Annotated in this window: 17 protein-coding genes; 10 read left to right on the plus strand and 7 right to left on the minus strand. The window is 65.8% G+C overall.

Translation table 11 applies throughout. The annotated features are described in order from the left end of the window. The first annotated feature begins 55 nt into the window (after positions 1-55). Together H5395_RS01495 and rlmN are read left to right on the plus strand one after the other, a co-directional pair. A complete protein-coding gene (locus tag H5395_RS01495; protein ID WP_182790728.1) occupies positions 56-577 on the plus strand; it encodes an invasion associated locus B family protein in 522 nt (173 codons plus the stop codon). Positions 578-674: 97 nt separating this feature from the next. After that, positions 675-1,874, plus strand: a complete 1,200-nt coding sequence (rlmN, locus tag H5395_RS01500; RefSeq protein ID WP_182790729.1) for a 23S rRNA (adenine(2503)-C(2))-methyltransferase RlmN — start codon at positions 675-677, stop codon at positions 1,872-1,874. Here the strand turns inward: rlmN and H5395_RS01505 are convergent. After that, on the minus strand, positions 1,847-2,971 hold the full coding sequence (locus tag H5395_RS01505; protein WP_182790730.1) for an NAD(P)/FAD-dependent oxidoreductase: 1,125 nt from the start codon (positions 2,969-2,971) through the stop codon (positions 1,847-1,849). The genes rlmN and H5395_RS01505 overlap by 28 nt on opposite strands. A gap of 69 nt (positions 2,972-3,040) precedes the next feature. After that, positions 3,041-3,580: a translation initiation factor IF-3 gene (gene infC, locus H5395_RS01510; protein WP_182790860.1), complete on the minus strand. Its 540-nt coding sequence runs from the start codon at positions 3,578-3,580 to the stop codon at positions 3,041-3,043. 201 nt (positions 3,581-3,781) lie between these two features. Here infC and H5395_RS01515 point away from each other — a divergent pair, with 201 nt between their 5' ends. Beyond that, positions 3,782-4,459: a hypothetical protein gene (locus tag H5395_RS01515; protein WP_182790731.1), complete on the plus strand. Its 678-nt coding sequence runs from the start codon at positions 3,782-3,784 to the stop codon at positions 4,457-4,459. Positions 4,460-4,581: 122 nt separating this feature from the next. After that, complete coding sequence (locus tag H5395_RS01520; protein ID WP_182790861.1) at positions 4,582-5,442, plus strand: glycosyltransferase family 2 protein; 861 nt, start codon at positions 4,582-4,584, stop codon at positions 5,440-5,442. A 123-nt stretch (positions 5,443-5,565) separates the two neighbouring features. Here H5395_RS01520 and gdhA read toward each other — a convergent pair whose 3' ends face one another. Beyond that, positions 5,566-6,921: an NADP-specific glutamate dehydrogenase gene (gene gdhA / locus H5395_RS01525; RefSeq protein WP_182790732.1), complete on the minus strand. Its 1,356-nt coding sequence runs from the start codon at positions 6,919-6,921 to the stop codon at positions 5,566-5,568. 251 nt (positions 6,922-7,172) lie between these two features. Here gdhA and fabA point away from each other — a divergent pair, with 251 nt between their 5' ends. From fabA to H5395_RS01550, 5 genes are all read left to right on the plus strand, one after another. Further along, positions 7,173-7,682 carry a bifunctional 3-hydroxydecanoyl-ACP dehydratase/trans-2-decenoyl-ACP isomerase gene (fabA, locus tag H5395_RS01530; protein WP_182790733.1) on the plus strand — a complete coding sequence of 170 codons (510 nt, stop codon included), beginning with the start codon at positions 7,173-7,175 and terminating at the stop codon, positions 7,680-7,682. A 19-nt stretch (positions 7,683-7,701) separates the two neighbouring features. Next, positions 7,702-8,931 (plus strand): beta-ketoacyl-ACP synthase I, encoded by a 1,230-nt coding sequence (gene fabB / locus H5395_RS01535; protein ID WP_182790734.1) that lies wholly within the window; start codon positions 7,702-7,704, stop codon positions 8,929-8,931. A gap of 2 nt (positions 8,932-8,933) precedes the next feature. Further along, the gene (locus tag H5395_RS01540; protein ID WP_182790735.1) at positions 8,934-9,719 is read left to right on the plus strand and encodes an enoyl-ACP reductase; all 786 of its coding nucleotides are present in this window, start codon (positions 8,934-8,936) and stop codon (positions 9,717-9,719) included. 75 nt (positions 9,720-9,794) lie between these two features. Continuing rightward, the gene (locus tag H5395_RS01545; RefSeq protein ID WP_182790736.1) at positions 9,795-10,475 is read left to right on the plus strand and encodes a DUF1045 domain-containing protein; all 681 of its coding nucleotides are present in this window, start codon (positions 9,795-9,797) and stop codon (positions 10,473-10,475) included. A gap of 150 nt (positions 10,476-10,625) precedes the next feature. Beyond that, positions 10,626-11,468, plus strand: a complete 843-nt coding sequence (locus H5395_RS01550) for an alpha/beta fold hydrolase (protein WP_182790737.1) — start codon at positions 10,626-10,628, stop codon at positions 11,466-11,468. A gap of 231 nt (positions 11,469-11,699) precedes the next feature. Here the strand turns inward: H5395_RS01550 and H5395_RS01555 are convergent, their stop codons facing one another. Both H5395_RS01555 and thyX read right to left on the minus strand, forming a co-directional pair. Next, positions 11,700-12,551 carry a hypothetical protein gene (locus H5395_RS01555; protein ID WP_182790738.1) on the minus strand — a complete coding sequence of 284 codons (852 nt, stop codon included), beginning with the start codon at positions 12,549-12,551 and terminating at the stop codon, positions 11,700-11,702. A 47-nt stretch (positions 12,552-12,598) separates the two neighbouring features. Further along, positions 12,599-13,504 carry an FAD-dependent thymidylate synthase gene (thyX, locus tag H5395_RS01560; protein WP_182790739.1) on the minus strand — a complete coding sequence of 302 codons (906 nt, stop codon included), beginning with the start codon at positions 13,502-13,504 and terminating at the stop codon, positions 12,599-12,601. Between the two features lie 106 nt (positions 13,505-13,610). Here thyX and H5395_RS01565 point away from each other — a divergent pair, with 106 nt between their 5' ends. After that, positions 13,611-14,033 (plus strand): VOC family protein, encoded by a 423-nt coding sequence (locus H5395_RS01565; protein WP_182790862.1) that lies wholly within the window; start codon positions 13,611-13,613, stop codon positions 14,031-14,033. Between the two features lie 4 nt (positions 14,034-14,037). Here the strand turns inward: H5395_RS01565 and H5395_RS01570 are convergent, their stop codons facing one another. After that, the gene (locus tag H5395_RS01570) at positions 14,038-14,562 is read right to left on the minus strand and encodes a winged helix DNA-binding protein (protein ID WP_182790740.1); all 525 of its coding nucleotides are present in this window, start codon (positions 14,560-14,562) and stop codon (positions 14,038-14,040) included. A gap of 57 nt (positions 14,563-14,619) precedes the next feature. After that, positions 14,620-14,910, minus strand: a complete 291-nt coding sequence (locus H5395_RS01575) for a succinate dehydrogenase assembly factor 2 (RefSeq protein ID WP_182790741.1) — start codon at positions 14,908-14,910, stop codon at positions 14,620-14,622. Positions 14,911-14,925: the final 15 nt, after the last annotated feature.

Raw genomic sequence — 14,925 nt, forward strand, 5'->3', positions numbered from 1 at the left:
CCACCGATCCGTGACAACCCGGGCCTTAACCGGGGCAGCAAGAGGGCACGAGAGCATGACGAAACCCATCTTCAACCTCGGCCTTGTGGCCGCCGCGCTGATGGCGGTTGCCGCCCCCGCGCTTGCGGCCGAGCCGAGGGTGCTGGGCAGCCAGGGGGACTGGACCGCGTTCATCGGCGACGACCCCAAGGAATGCTGGGCCGTTTCTCCGCCCAAGTCCACCCGCAACACCGATGCTGAGGGCAATCCGCGCGAGGTGACGCGCAGCGACATCCGCCTGTATGTCGCCTATCGCCCCGGCCAGAACGGCGAGGTATCGTTCCAGGGCGGCTATCCCTTTGCCCCCGATTCCACCGTGGACGTGAGCATCGGCGGACAGACATTCAAGCTGTTCACCGAGGGCGAGAACGCCTGGACCGGCTCGCCCGACGAGGATGCCAAGCTGATCAGCGCGCTGCGCGCAGGCTCCGAGGTGGTGGTCAAGGGCCGGTCCAGCCGTGGCACCAACACGGCGGACACCTTCTCGCTGTCGGGCATCACCGCGATGACGAACTCGGCGCGTGACAACTGCCGCTGATCGCGGCTGCGTCCTTGCGTCCCTTGTGATATGGCCGGGGCCGCCCCATCTGGGTGCGGCCCCCTTTCTCTTTCCAACCCGCAGGGATTTTCCGCCCATGACGACGCCTGTTCCCGAAGCCCGTGCCGATGCGCCGATCGTGCAGGACCTGCGGACGATCCCGCGCAGGCCGGAAGCCGGCGGGCGCGTCAACATCGTCGGGCTGACGCGCGAGCAGCTTCGCGCGGCGCTGGTCGAGGCGGGAACGCCCGAGCGGCAGGCGCGGATGCGCGTGGGCCAGATCTGGCAGTGGGTCTATCACTGGGGCCTGCGCGATTTCGGCGCGATGACGAATCTCGCCAAGGACTACCGCGCCTTTCTGGCGGAACGGTTCGAGATCGCCCTGCCCGAGGTCGTCACCCGCCAGATCAGCGACGACGGCACCCGCAAGTACCTGCTGCGGATCGCAGGCGGGCATGAGGTCGAGACGGTCTATATCCCCGAGGAAGGCCGGGGCACGCTCTGCGTGTCGTCGCAGGTCGGCTGCACGCTGACCTGTTCCTTCTGCCACACGGGGACACAGAAACTGGTCCGCAACCTCACGACGGGCGAGATCGTCGGCCAGTTGATGGTCGTGCGCGACGACCTGGGCGAATGGCCGGAACCCGGCGCGCCCAAGGACGAGACGCGGCTGGTCTCGAACCTGGTGCTGATGGGCATGGGCGAGCCGCTTTACAACTTCGACAACGTGCGGGACGCGATGAAGGTGGTGATGGACGGCGAGGGGCTGTCGCTGTCGCGCCGCCGCATCACGCTGTCCACCTCGGGCGTCGTGCCCGAGATCGCGCGGACGGCCGAAGAGATCGGCTGCCAGCTTGCGGTCAGCTTCCACGCGACCACCAACCCGGTGCGGGACAGGCTGGTTCCGATCAACAAGCGCTGGAACATCGACGAGCTGCTGGCTGCCCTGCGCGAATACCCGCGCCTGTCGAACAGCGAACGGATCACCTTTGAATATGTGATGCTCGATGGCGTGAACGACACCGATGAGGACGCGCGCCGCCTGATCCGGCTGATCCGCGGCATTCCGGCCAAGATCAACCTGATCCCCTTCAACGAATGGCCGGGCGCGCCCTACAAGCGGTCCTCGTGGGAGCGGATCGAGGCTTTCGCGGACATCATCTACAAGGCCGGCTACGCCTCGCCCATCCGCACGCCGCGAGGCGAGGACATCATGGCCGCCTGCGGGCAGTTGAAATCGGCCACGGAACGCGGCCGCAAGTCGGCGGCTCAGGTCGCGGCCGAGGCCGGGGTCTGATCCAGACGCGCCGCGACCTCCTCGGCGATCGCCAGCGATGAGGTCAGGCCGGGGCTTTCGATGCCGAAAAGGTTGACGAGGCCGACGATGCCATGGGCTTCCGGCCCGTCGATTCGGAAATCGGCGGCGGGCTCTCCGGGGCCGCTGATCTTGGGGCGGATGCCGCAATAGGTGGGGGCCAGCGCGCCTTCAGGCAGGCCGGGCCAGTAGCGGCGGATCTCGGATTCGAAATGCGCCTGACGGCCGGGGTTCACGCGGTAGTCGATGCCGTCGATCCACTCGACATCCGGCCCGAAGCGCATCGCGCCGCCGAGGTCCAGCGTCAGGTGGACCCCCAGCCCGCCCGGCTCGGGCACCGGATAGATCAGGCGAGAGAAGGCGGGCCTGCCCGGCACCGCGTAATAGCTGCCGCGCGCATAGCGGGTCACGGGCACATGGGCCGGATCAAGCCCCTGCACCGCCTGCGCCACCTGCGAGGCCCAAAGCCCGGCCGCGTTCACCACGGCATCGGCGGCGAGGGTGAAGCGTTCCCCGGCAGCCTCTGTCTCGACGATAAAGCCCCTCTGCCCCGCCTCGATGCCGGTCACGCAGGTGCCGAGGGCAAGATGCGCGCCCGCCGCCTCGGTATCCGCCAGCAGCGCGGCCATCAGGGCATGGCTGTCCACGATGCCGGTTTCCGGCGACAGAAGCGCCCCGTGGCAGGACAGCGCCGGCTCCAGCGCCATCGCCGCTGCCCCAGAGATCAGCGTCAGTTCGACGCCGTTCGACGCCGCGTGGCCCGCGATGCCTTCCAGCACGGCAAGTTGCTCGGGCGAGGTGGCGACGATCAGCTTGCCGCAGCGACGGTGAGGCACGTTCTTCGCGGCCGCATAGTCGTAAAGGATCCCCCTGCCCTGCGCGCAGAGCCGCGCCTTGAGGCTGCCGGGGGCGTAGTAGATCCCCGCATGGATCACCTCGGAATTGCGGGAACTGGTCTCGGTGCCGATGGCTTCGGCCTTCTCGGCAATGACGACCTCGACCCCGCGCAGCGCCAGAGCCCGCGCAATGGCAAGCCCCACGACACCCGCGCCCACGACGATGCAGCCGACTCGATCCATTCCTGTCCCCGCTGACACAAAAAAGCCCGCCCCCAGGGGCGGGCCGTTTATCCGCTATGATCCGCAGCCTCAGCGCGGCGCGATCATCATCACCATCTGCCGGCCTTCCAGCTTGGGCATGGATTCGACCTTGCCGGCCTCGCCCACCTCGTCGCGGACGCGATTCAGCAGTTCCATGCCAAGGTTCTGGTGGGCCATCTCGCGCCCACGAAAGCGCAGGGTCACCTTGACCTTGTCGCCTTCCTCAAGGAACCGCTTCACCGACCGCATCTTGACGTCATAGTCATGGTCATCTGTTCCGGGGCGGAACTTGATTTCCTTGACCTCGATCGTCTTCTGCTTCTTGCGCGCCTCGGCCTCGCGCTTCTGCTGCTCATACTTGAACTTGCCAAGGTCCATGATCTTGCAGACCGGCGGGACGGCGTTGGGCGAGATCTCGACAAGGTCGAGCCCCGCTTCCTGGGCAAGCGCCATGCCACGGGCGGGTGTCACCACTCCGACGTTTTCCCCGTCGGCGCCGATAAGGCGGATTTCAGGCACCCGGATGCGATCATTCGTGCGCGGTCCGGTGTCACGGGTGGGCGGAGCGTTGTGGGGTCTGCGGGCTATGGGCGTGATCCTTGCATGGTTGAAGATTTCCTTCACGAAATAATCAACCGGCGGCACCGTTTCAACTGTCTTGAGGGCCCGCTCTGGCGATCGCGGCGGGTTTTCCCGTCCCCGACGCTGTGCGATAGAGTTCCGGGCCTTTGCCGGCGCGTCGATGTGCCGCAAACAGGTCCTGTGTGGGATTTCAGTGAGGTCTTGGGGATGTCACGTCTTGCCGGCCTGATTCTCGTGCTGGCCGTCCTGCTGGGCGGCGCTTTCTTCTGGCAATGGCAGTCGCGCCAGCCCGCGGCGCCGGAAGCGGTGACGCCGGTCCCTGCCCCGGCCGCGCCCGGGGGTCAGGCTACCCCGCCGGGCCCTGCGGCAAGCGCCGCCGGGGATGCGGCCACGGCCGCAGGCAGCGCGGCGGATGCCGCGGCCGATGCCGCCGCCGTCGCGGCCGATGTGGCCGCCGAGGCCTCGAAGGCGGCCGAGGGCACTGCCATTCCGCCGCTGGACGATGCCGCGCGCCAAGCGCAGACGGCCGCCGAAGCCGCCATCCGCGCCGCCGCGGATGCGGCCGACGCCGCAGCCGAGGCCGATGCGGGGGCCGCCGCCCGCGATCCGCAGGACACCGCGACCGCCGCCGAGGCCGCCGGTTCGGCGGCGCGCGCGGCGGGGGCCGCGGTCAGCGACGCCACGGAAGCCGCCCGCGAAGCGATCGGGATCGACCGCCTGCTGACACCCGAAGGCTTCAACGCCGAGAAGGTCGCCGCGCTGATCGACAACAGCAACCTCGACCCCGCCCAGCGGGAATCGCTGAAAACCATCGTCGCAGCCGCCTCCAGCAGCCCGGCGATGCTGCGATCCGCGCTGGAGCAGGTCCGCGCGGTGCTGCGGTGAACGACGCCACCCCCCATATCCGCCCCGACCCCAGCGATCCCCTGGGGCTGAAGGAGGTTGCCGAGGCCGCGCCGGCGCCCGCCCGGACCGAGGCCCCGGCCGCGCCACGGCGTCCCGTCCCGCTGGACGCCTTTCTGGCCAGTCCCGGCGATCACCTGCGTCGCGGTCCCATTGCCGTCATCCTGATCGAAGACCGCGTCGAGGTCGCGGCGACGCTGGCCCACCACATGACCCTAGGCTTCAGGAAGATCCTCGCGCTGTCGCCCGAACCCCTGCCGCCGTCCGACCTGCCCGACGATCCCAAGAGCCGGGTGCTGAATCTTCTGTTCGATGTTCGCGCCGGCGGCGCCCATATCCGGTCCGTCAATGCGGTGATCGCCGCCGTTCCCGCCGACACGTGGCTCTATTACGGCTACAACGCCGAGTTCCTGTTCTATCCCTTTTCGGAAACCCGCGCCGTGGGCGAGATGCTGGCCTTCCATGCCGAGGAACGCAGGCGGGGGATGCTGACCTATGTCATCGACCTTTATGCCCCCGACCTGGGCCGCTATCCGAACGCCGTCAGCATGGACGAGGCGATGTTCGACCGCACCGGCTATTACGCGCTGGGGCGGTCCGACCGTAGCGGGGGGGTCAAGGACCGGCAGCTCGACTTCTACGGCGGACTGCGCTGGCGGCTGGAGGAGCATCTGCCCTCCGACCGTCGCCGCATCGATCGCATCGCCTTGTTCCGAACCGAAAAGGACCTGCGGCTGCTGCCCGACCACCGGCTGTCGATCGAGGAATACAACACCTATGCCTGCCCCTGGCACAACAACCTGACGGCCGCGGTGGCGTCCTTCCGGGTGGCCAAGGCTTTGGCGCGCAACCCCGGCTCGCGCGAGCAGATCCGGGATTTCACCTGGCGCAACTCGGAACCCTTCCGCTGGACCTCGCAGCAGTTGATGGAGCAGGGGCTGATGGAACCGGGGCAGTGGTTCTGACGCGGGCCTGACGACAAGGGAAGGAAGGGGCTGTCTGCCCCCTCTGGCATCTGCGATACCATTCACCCCCGAAGGATATTCGGGAACCGTCCGAAGCCCGCCCTGGGGCCGCGGCAGTGCAGGTCAGATGACGCCCAGGGCGCGCATCGCCTCGGCCACGCGGACGAAGCCTGCGATGTTGGCGCCAAGGACATAGTCGCCGGGGGCGCCGTATTCCTCGGCGGTTTCGGCGCAGACATCGTGGATGTTGGTCATGATGTCGTCCAGCCGTTCCACCGTTTCCTCGAAGGTCCAGCTGTCGCGCGAGGCATTCTGCTGCATTTCCAGCGCCGAAGTGGCGACGCCGCCCGCGTTCGCGGCCTTGCCGGGGGCGTAAAGCACGTCGCCCCGGCGCAGCGTGTCCACCGCATCGGGGGTGCAGGGCATGTTGGCGCCCTCGGCCACCACCTGGGCGCCATTCTTGATCAGCGTCCTGGCGTGGCGCCCGGTCAGTTCGTTCTGGGTGGCGCAGGGCAGCGCGATCTGGCAGGGGACGTCCCAGATCGTGCCCTTGGCGGCCTCGATGAAATACGTTCCCGTGCCCTTGATGCGGGCGTATTCGGAAATCCGGCCGCGGCGCTTTTCCTTGATCTCGCGCAGGAGATCGAGGTCAATGCCGTTCTCATCCACGACATAGCCGCTGGAATCGGAACAGGCGACGACCTTGGCGCCGTATTCCTGCAGCTTCTCGATGGCGAAGGTCGCGACATTGCCCGAGCCGGAGACGACTGCGGTCTTGCCTTCGAAATCCTCGCCCATGGCCTTCAGCATCGAGCGGACAAAGAAGACCGTGCCATAGCCCGTGGCCTCGGGACGGGCGCGCGAGCCGCCGTAGGACAGGCCCTTGCCGGTCAGAACGCCCGCCTCGTAGCGGTTGGTCAGGCGCTTGTATTGCCCGAACATGTAGCCGATCTCGCGCCCGCCCACGCCGATGTCACCCGCGGGGACGTCAGTGTATTCGCCGAGGTGGCGGTGCAGTTCCAGCATGAAGGACTGGCAGAAGCGCATGATCTCGCGGTCGCTGCGGCCCTTGGGGTCGAAGTCGGACCCGCCCTTGCCGCCGCCGATGGGCATGGTGGTCAGCGCGTTCTTGAAGGTCTGCTCGAAGCCCAGGAACTTGATGATGCCCACGTTCACCGAGGGGTGGAAGCGGATGCCCCCCTTGTAGGGGCCAAGGGCCGAGTTGAACTGGACCCGGAAGCCGCGGTTGATCTGGACGCGGTCCTGGTCGTCGATCCACGGAACGCGGAAGATGATCTGGCGCTCGGGCTCGCAGATGCGCTCGATTAGCCCTTCCTCCAGGTATTCGGGATGCTTGGCGACGACGCGGCCAAGGCTTTCCATGACCTCGATCACGGCCTGGTGGAATTCGGGCTCGCCCGCGTTGCGTTCCATGACCGTGGTCAGGATATGCTGAAGTTTCTCGTCGATGCGCGCCATGTCCGTCCCGCCATTGTGGGTATCCGGCGCGCGGAATAATCCCAGAGCGTGGCAGGCTACAACTGCCTTGCGCAATTTTTGTGCGGAAATGCGATGAAATCCTGTGCGCTCTGCCACCTTCGGCTTGGTTGCGCGTAATGTTTCGGGGACCGGGCCGAGGTGCCCTCGCCTGCTTGCGTGGTTCGCCGCCCGGATGATAGACGCGGGAAAAGCCGGCGGACGGGCCGGCGCCACAGACAGGACCAGACCGCATGGCGATGGAACAGACCCGCTTCGACAAGGGCGACCTTCTGGCCTGCGCGCGGGGCGAGCTGTTCGGCCCCGGCAACGCGCAACTGCCGGAACCCCCGATGCTGATGATGGACCGCATCACCGACATCAGCGAGGACGGCGGCGCCCATGGCAAGGGCCATGTCGTGGCCGAGTTCGACATCACCCCCGACTTGTGGTTCTTCGCCTGCCACTTCCCCGGCAACCCGATCATGCCGGGCTGCCTTGGCCTTGACGGGCTGTGGCAACTGACCGGCTTCAACCTGGGCTGGCGCGGCTGGCAGGGCCGTGGCTATGCGCTGGGGGTGGGCGAGGTCAAGCTGACCGGCATGGTCCGGCCCGACCGCAAGCTGCTGACCTACAAGGTCGATTTCACCAAGGCGGTGCAGACCCGTCGGCTGACCATGGGCGTCGCCGACGGCATCGTGGAAGCCGATGGCGAGGTCATCTACCAGGTCAAGGACATGAAGGTCGCTCTTTCCGAGAGCTGAACCGAAGGAGGGCCGCATCATGCGCCGCGTCGTCATCACCGGGCTGGGGATCGTCTCGCCCATCGGCAACAATGCCACTGAGGTCACCGACAGCCTGCGCGCGGGCCGGTCAGGCATTGTCTTCTCGCCCGAATACGCCGAACACGGCTTCCGCAGCCAGGTCGAGGGTCGGCCGACCATCGACATCGCCGCCCATGTGGACAAGCGCGACCTGCGCTTCATGGGCGAGGGCGCGGCCTGGAACTTCATCGCCATGCAGCAGGCGGTCGAGGATTCGGGACTGGAACCCGGCGACGTCTCGAATCCGCGCACGGGGCTGGTGATGGGCTCGGGCGGGCCGTCCACGTCCAACTTCTTCAACGCCCACAAGATCGTCATCGAGAAGGGCGCGCCCAAGCGCATGGGGCCGTTCATGGTCACGCGCTGCATGTCCTCGACCAACTCGGCCTGCCTGGCGACGCCGTTTTCCATCAAGGGCGTGAACTACTCGATCACCTCGGCCTGCTCGACCTCGGCGCATTGCATCGGCAACGGGACCGAACTGATCCAGATGGGCAAGCAGGACATCGTCTTCGCGGGCGGCGGCGAGGAACTGGACTGGACGCTTTCGTGCCTGTTCGACGCGATGGGCGCGATGTCGTCGAAATACAACGATGCACCGGAAACCGCCTCGCGTCCCTTCGACGTGACCCGCGACGGCTTCGTCATCGGCGGCGGCGGCGGGGTGGTGGTGCTTGAGGAACTGGAACACGCGAAGGCACGCGGCGCCAAGATCTATGCCGAAGTGACGGGCTACGGCGCGACCTCGGACGGCTATGACATGGTCGCGCCCTCGGGCGAGGGGGGCGAGCGGTCCATGCGGCTGGCGCTGGAAACCCTGCCGGAAGGCCGGAAGATCGGCTATGTGAACGCACATGGAACCTCGACCCCGGTGGGTGACGTGACCGAAATCAAGGCCCTGCGCCGTGTCTTTGGCGACGATGCGGTGCCCAAGGTCAGTTCCACCAAGTCGCTGACCGGCCATTCGCTGGGCGCTACGGGCGTTCACGAGGCGATCTATTCTCTGCTGATGATGCAGCATGGCTTCATCGCCGCATCCGCCAACGTGACCGAACTCGACCCCGAGATCCGGCCCGAGGAAATCGCCACGCAGCGCATCGACAACGTCGATTTCGACAGCGTGCTGTCCAACAGCTTCGGCTTCGGCGGCACCAATGCGACCCTTGTGATGTCGAAGTTCCGGGAGTGAGCATGGCCCTGCTGCAAGGCAAGCGCGCGCTGGTGATGGGCGTCGCGAACGAGCGTTCCATCGCCTGGGGGATCGCGCAGGCGCTGGCCGCGCAGGGGGCGGAGCTGGCCTTCACCTATCAGGGCGAGGGTTTTGGCAAGCGGGTCCAGCCCTTGGCGGAATCGCTCGGGTCCGACATCCTGCTGGACGTGGACGTGACCGACGACGCCTCGCTGGACGCGGCTTTCGGGGCTTTGGGGGAACGCTGGGGGCGGCTGGACATCCTGGTCCACGCCATCGCCTTTTCCAACAAGGACGAGCTGACCGGCCGTTTCGTCGATACCAGCCGGGCGAACTTCAAGCAGTCGCTCGACATCTCCTGCTATTCGTTGATCGAGGTCGCCCGCCGGTCCCTGCCCCTGATGACCGATGGCGGCACGATCCTGACCCTGACCTATGCCGGCTCGAACCGGGTGACGCCCTTCTACAACGTCATGGGCGTGGCCAAGGCGGCGCTGGAATCGGCTGTGCGCTATCTTGCCAACGACCTCGGCCCGCAGGGCATCCGGGTGAACGCGATCAGCCCCGGCCCAATGAAGACCCTGGCAGGCGCAGCCATCGGCGGCGCGCGCAAGACCTATCGCCACACCGAGGCCAATGCGCCGCTGCGTCATAATGCGACGCTTGAGGCGATCGGCGGCACGGCGGTGTGGCTGGCCTCGGACTGGGGCACCTGCACCACCGGCGAGGTGGTGATGGTCGACAGCGGCTATCACGTCCTCGGGATGCCCCAGTCCGAGAATATCTGAGCCAGCCCTTTTGCTGGCACAGCGGAACATCCCTGCGCCCTGGCCGTTTGCCCCGAGCATCCCTCAGAGGCCCGGATGAAACGCTTCGCCGTCTATTATGCCCCGCGCCCTGGTGACCTCGCCGCCCGCACTGCCGCCTGGCTGGGCTGGAACCCCGAAACACGGCGCGAGGTCACGCAACCCGATCTGCCCGCCCTGCTCTGTCCGCCGGCTGAACTGACGCGCGATCCGCGGAAATACGGCTTCCACGGCACAATCCGCGCGCCTTTCCGGCTGGCCGAGGGCATCAGCCCGGCCGATGCAACGGCAGCGGTCGAGGCACTGGCGGCGCGGCTTTCCCCCGTGACCTGCGACGGGCTGCAGATCGAGGATCTGCACGGCTTCCTCGCCCTGATCCCTCAAGGCTGCGACGACGCGCTGCAGGCCCTTGCTGCCGCGGTGGTCGAGGGCACCGACCACCTCCGCGCGCCTCTCACGGACACAGAGATCGCCCGCCGCAAGCCTGACCGGCTCTCCCCCCGCCAGCGCGAGCTGCTGCACCGCTGGGGCTATCCCTTTGTCATGGAGGAGTTCCAGTTCCACCTGACCCTGACCGACAGCCTGCCCGAAGCCGAGCGCGCCCCGGTCATGGCGGCCCTGCAGGAGCACCTGTCCCCGGTCCTGCCCCGCCCCTTCGCGATCGAGGACCTCTGCCTCTTCGGCGAGGACCGGGACGGCCGCTTCCACCTGCTGCACCGCGCGGCCCTTTCGGGCTGAAAGGCCGCTTTCGGACGCGCGAGGCGGAACCCGCGCTTCGACAAAGGCAGGGATCAGGCTTTCGCGCGGCCTTGTCCGATGACGGCCGACACTGTTGCCTGCGCGCGGCGGGCGCGGCAGGATGCCCGCGAAATGACGAGGGGACGGTTCATGGACGTGCAGCACTTCACCGCCGCGGACGGCGCACGGATCGCCTATCGGGACCAGGGCGAGGGGCTGCCGGTCCTGTGCCTCGCGGGGCTGACGCGCAGCATGGACGACTTCGACTATCTCGCGCCGACGCTGGCCGACTGCCGGATGATCCGCATGGACTATCGCGGGCGCGGGCAGTCCGACTGGACGGGCGCCGAGACCTACACCGTCCCGCAGGAGGGGGCGGATGCGCTGGCGCTGCTGGATCACCTCGGGCTTCAGAAAGCGGCCATCGTCGGCACCTCGCGCGGGGGGCTAATTGCCATGTATCTGGCGGCGGTGGCCCGCGACCGCCTGCTGGGCGTCTGCCTGAACGACGTAGGCCCCCAGTTGCGGCGCGAGGGGCTGGAGGCGATCATGGACTATGTCGGCCGCCGTCCCAACGCCCGGACGCTCGCCGAGGTGGCCGAGCGCCTGCCCCGGACGCTCCGCGGCTTCGCCGAGGTCCCCGAGGGCCGCTGGCACGAGGAAGCCGCCCGTCTTTACCGCCAGGCCGAGGACGGCGTGACCCTGACCTACGACCCGGCCCTGCGCGAGGCCTTCCTTTCCGCCTTCAAGAACCCCGACGCCACCGCCTGGCCCCTGTTCGACGCGCTGGAGGGCCTGCCGCTGGCGCTGATCCACGGCGAGGGTTCGGACCTGCTGGGCGAGGATGCGGTCGAGGAAATGCGGCGGCGGCGGCCGGACATGATCTACGGCAAGGTCCCGGGGCGGGGGCATATCCCGTGGCTGGATGAGGGGGAGAGTGTAAGGGTGGTCAGGGAATGGGTGGAAGCGGTGCAGGGGACGGCGGCTGCGTAGGGTGCGTGCTTTGCACGCACCGCTCGGTGGCGGGATGGTGCGTGCGGAGCACGCACCCTACGCTTGCTGCACTAACAGCGCATATTCCAAATGTTACATGCTTTCCCAAATCGCGCTTGCGGCAAGGGAACCAGAAATTCCAATTACAAGCGCAGCAAGTACGGATCCAAGCAACCTAAACCACCGGCGCTCGTGCTTACGGACAGCGTCTTGAGATTTCAATTTGCCTGCTTAATTAAGATGAATGAATGACGGGCGATCCTTAGCCAATGAAAGGCTTAGAAAGAATCCCCAGCATAACCCAGCTGCCATTGCCAAAAACAGTATTGTGGATGCGATAGATTGCGCTACTATCTGTGCAGAAATTGCATCTGCCCCCGACAAGGACGCACCTTTCAACGCCAATTCACCGACTACCTTAGAGCTAAGCCAGATGGAAGCTAGTACTCCAGTAGCTGCGCCCACAAGCGCGCAAACAAGGCTTACCCATCCAGAAGAGAAGAAAGCAGCAAACCTATCGACCTTCTCCATAGACTTTATTTTGGCATCAAGTAAATTTGCCAGATCATTGCCCAAACTGACACTTCTGTGCCTTATTATATAACCAATTCCAGATTCTTTAGGGGCGAAGTCGCTTATGACCCGTTTTCCGTAGATTTCCTTTCTGACGTGAGATGTTGCATCTGCCTTAAATTCTATAGTTATCTCATTCTTTGCTGGAACTTGCTCTCTTGGCAGGGCCACCAAATATGAACTCGAAACAACAACAGCAACGCACTTCCGATTGCTCGGCTCACTGAATGAAGCAAATTCATCTATCGAACTTATTTCAACCGACCTCCCATCTTCGAAAAGTACTTGGATAGTAATAGACGCCAAGGATGATTCATGTTGTTCTACAATCCTTTGATGCACGAGTTGAAGAACATCAACCATCTCAGGCACATCAACATCTACAACCTGATAGAAGGTTCGTCGAATCGTTCTAGGGGTCTTTAGTAGAGACGCCAAAAAGGAACCGAACTGCCCCGCACTACAGGGAATCATCAATACGTTCGAAGAGCTTTCAGGAAGATGAGGCAAGGATTTATCTCCGTTTAGCAGTTACATATATCAACTTACATAGCTCTTCACCCCCACACCCCCTCGAACTCCCGCCATTCGCCCTTGCTCATCCCACTCGTCTCCTGCGTCACCATCCCCCCAGCCAGCCGCCGCTTCAGCACCTCCACGGCTTTCCCGGACAGGGACACCCCGCCCAGTCGGTAGTCCTCGAAGGCCCCGTAGGCCAGCGGCACCCAATCCGCCACAATGCGGCACATCGCTTCGGCATAGACGCGGATCTCGTATTGCGCGTGGGCGTCGGCGCGCAGGCGCAGGAAATGGAACAGGTTGTGCAGGTCCGTCTTCCAGTACCACTGGGTATAGATGTTCGCGGGCAGGTTCATCCGCGCGAGTTCGCGGGCGAGGCCCTGCTGGCCGTCCTGGCTCAGCATCCCCTCGTAATGGTCATAGGACCGCATCGCGTCCTCGCGCAGGATGTCCAGGACGCGCTGCGCCTCGTCCCCCGACAGCACCGCGCCCCGGCCCTGGTTGTTCACCGTGGATTGGGCAGCAAGTTGTTCGGGGGCGGGGATGTAGAACTCGCGGTCGAGGATCGAATAGCGGGCGGAATATTCGTTCACGTTGGCCGTGCGGTGGCGGATCCACTGGCGGGCGACGAAGACCGGCAATTTGACGTGGAACTTGACCTCGCACATCTCGAAAGGGGTCGAGTGCCAGTGCCGCATCAGGTAGCGGATCAGCCCCTCGTCGTTCGACACGGCCTTGGTGCCGCGGCCGTAACTCACACGCGCCGCCTGCACGATGGCGGAATCGTCGCCCATGTAGTCGATGACGCGCAAAAGCCCGTGGTCCAGCACCGGATGGGCCACGTAAAGATGCCGCTCCATCCCCTCGCTGACCGCGCGCAGGGTCGGGCGCGGGGTGGCGCGGGCCTCGTCGATCTCGGCTTGCTGTTCGGGGGTGAGCGGCATCGGGCGGTCCTTTCAGGTCTGTCGCCCGCCTGTCTAGCGCGCCCCGGCTGGCGAGTCAGCGGGCGGCGTGTCAGGATCGCCGCCGCACCAATACGGGAGAAGCATGATGCGTTATCTGCACACCATGGTCCGCGTGAAGGATCTGGAGGCCAGCATGGGTTTCTATCGCCTGCTGGGGCTGGAGGAGATCCGGCGGACGGACAGCGAGCAGGGCCGCTTCACGCTGGTCTTCATGGCGCCGCCAGGCCAGCCTGAAACGCCGGTCGAGCTGACCTACAACTGGGACGGCGATGAGGGCCTGCCCTCGGACAGCCGCCATTTCGGGCACCTCGCCTATGAGGTGAAGGACATCTACGCCACCTGCCAGCACCTGATGGACAGTGGTGTGACGATCAACCGCCCGCCCCGCGACGGCCACATGGCCTTTGTCCGCAGCCCCGACAACGTCTCGATCGAGCTTCTGCAGAAGGGCGACCGCCTGCCGCCGCAGGAGCCCTGGGCCAGCATGGGCAACACCGGCCACTGGTGAGGGGTCAGTAGATGTAGCGGATCTGCTCGGCCCAGAAACGCTCGACCCGGCGCCATTGCAGGTTCACCTGCGGCAGCGGCGGGTCGTCCAGGATGCCCGAGGCCTCCAGCCCCATGACGTGGCGCAGGAACATCTGGCCGACGATCTCGCGCACTTCCTCTCCCCGCGGACTGAGCCGCACGCGGACAGACCGCCGGTCGTTTTCGCATCGCTGGTGGGTGACATAGCCCATCTGCACCAGCTTCTTGAGGTTGTAGCTGACGTTCGAGCCCTGATACATCCCGCGCGACCGCAGCTCGCCTGCAGAAACCTCGGCCCCGCCCAAGTTGAACAGCAGCAGCGCCTGCACGGGGGTCAGGTCGTCGCGGCGCAGGCGTTCGAATTCGTCCTTGATCAGGTCCAGCATCAGCCGGTGCAGCCGGTCGAGGATCTGGATGCTTTGCAGGTAAGGCTCCAGCAGGTCCGGCGGGTTGTAATCCGGCGGCGGAAGCGGCGTGGCTGAGGGGCGCAGCACGGCGAGTCGGGTCATCGGTATCTTCCGTATGGCGTCTTTCCGCCACATTGCCACCTACGTCCCAAGATTCGGTTAAGCGCCGCGAATTTCCCGCAGCCGCCCCTGTGCATGGGCCGCGACCCGGTCAAGCATCGCCGCATGGGCCTGCGGACCCGCGGTCCCGCCCGACAGCCGGGCGGTGATCCAAGGGTAAAGGTCCTGGTCGTTTTCCTCCAGCAGCCGCTCATAGGCGTCGAGCGTACCGGCATCCATCGTGGCCAGTTCGGCCTCGGCGAAGGGGCCGAGGATCAGGTCCATCTCGCGCGTGCCGCGCCGCCAGCTTCGCATGGTGATCCGCTTCAGCCGGGCCTCGTGATCGTCCATCCGCTTTCCCCCCGC

Source organism: Paracoccus sp. MC1854 (genome assembly GCF_014164635.1).
Taxonomy (GTDB): domain Bacteria; phylum Pseudomonadota; class Alphaproteobacteria; order Rhodobacterales; family Rhodobacteraceae; genus Paracoccus.

What these genes read in the sequence shown, in the direction of transcription:
- H5395_RS01495 (WP_182790728.1), top strand. Translation starts at nt 56, where the DNA reads ATGACGAAACCCATCTTCAACCTCGGCCTTGTGGCCGCCGCGCTGATG.
- rlmN (WP_182790729.1), top strand. Translation starts at nt 675, where the DNA reads ATGACGACGCCTGTTCCCGAAGCCCGTGCCGATGCGCCGATCGTGCAG.
- H5395_RS01505 (WP_182790730.1), bottom strand. Translation starts at nt 2,971, where the DNA reads ATGGATCGAGTCGGCTGCATCGTCGTGGGCGCGGGTGTCGTGGGGCTT.
- H5395_RS01515 (WP_182790731.1), top strand. Translation starts at nt 3,782, where the DNA reads ATGTCACGTCTTGCCGGCCTGATTCTCGTGCTGGCCGTCCTGCTGGGC.
- gdhA (WP_182790732.1), bottom strand. Translation starts at nt 6,921, where the DNA reads ATGGCGCGCATCGACGAGAAACTTCAGCATATCCTGACCACGGTCATG.
- fabA (WP_182790733.1), top strand. Translation starts at nt 7,173, where the DNA reads ATGGCGATGGAACAGACCCGCTTCGACAAGGGCGACCTTCTGGCCTGC.
- fabB (WP_182790734.1), top strand. Translation starts at nt 7,702, where the DNA reads ATGCGCCGCGTCGTCATCACCGGGCTGGGGATCGTCTCGCCCATCGGC.
- H5395_RS01540 (WP_182790735.1), top strand. Translation starts at nt 8,934, where the DNA reads ATGGCCCTGCTGCAAGGCAAGCGCGCGCTGGTGATGGGCGTCGCGAAC.
- H5395_RS01545 (WP_182790736.1), top strand. Translation starts at nt 9,795, where the DNA reads ATGAAACGCTTCGCCGTCTATTATGCCCCGCGCCCTGGTGACCTCGCC.
- H5395_RS01550 (WP_182790737.1), top strand. Translation starts at nt 10,626, where the DNA reads ATGGACGTGCAGCACTTCACCGCCGCGGACGGCGCACGGATCGCCTAT.
- thyX (WP_182790739.1), bottom strand. Translation starts at nt 13,504, where the DNA reads ATGCCGCTCACCCCCGAACAGCAAGCCGAGATCGACGAGGCCCGCGCC.
- H5395_RS01565 (WP_182790862.1), top strand. Translation starts at nt 13,611, where the DNA reads ATGCGTTATCTGCACACCATGGTCCGCGTGAAGGATCTGGAGGCCAGC.
- H5395_RS01570 (WP_182790740.1), bottom strand. Translation starts at nt 14,562, where the DNA reads ATGACCCGACTCGCCGTGCTGCGCCCCTCAGCCACGCCGCTTCCGCCG.
- H5395_RS01575 (WP_182790741.1), bottom strand. Translation starts at nt 14,910, where the DNA reads ATGGACGATCACGAGGCCCGGCTGAAGCGGATCACCATGCGAAGCTGG.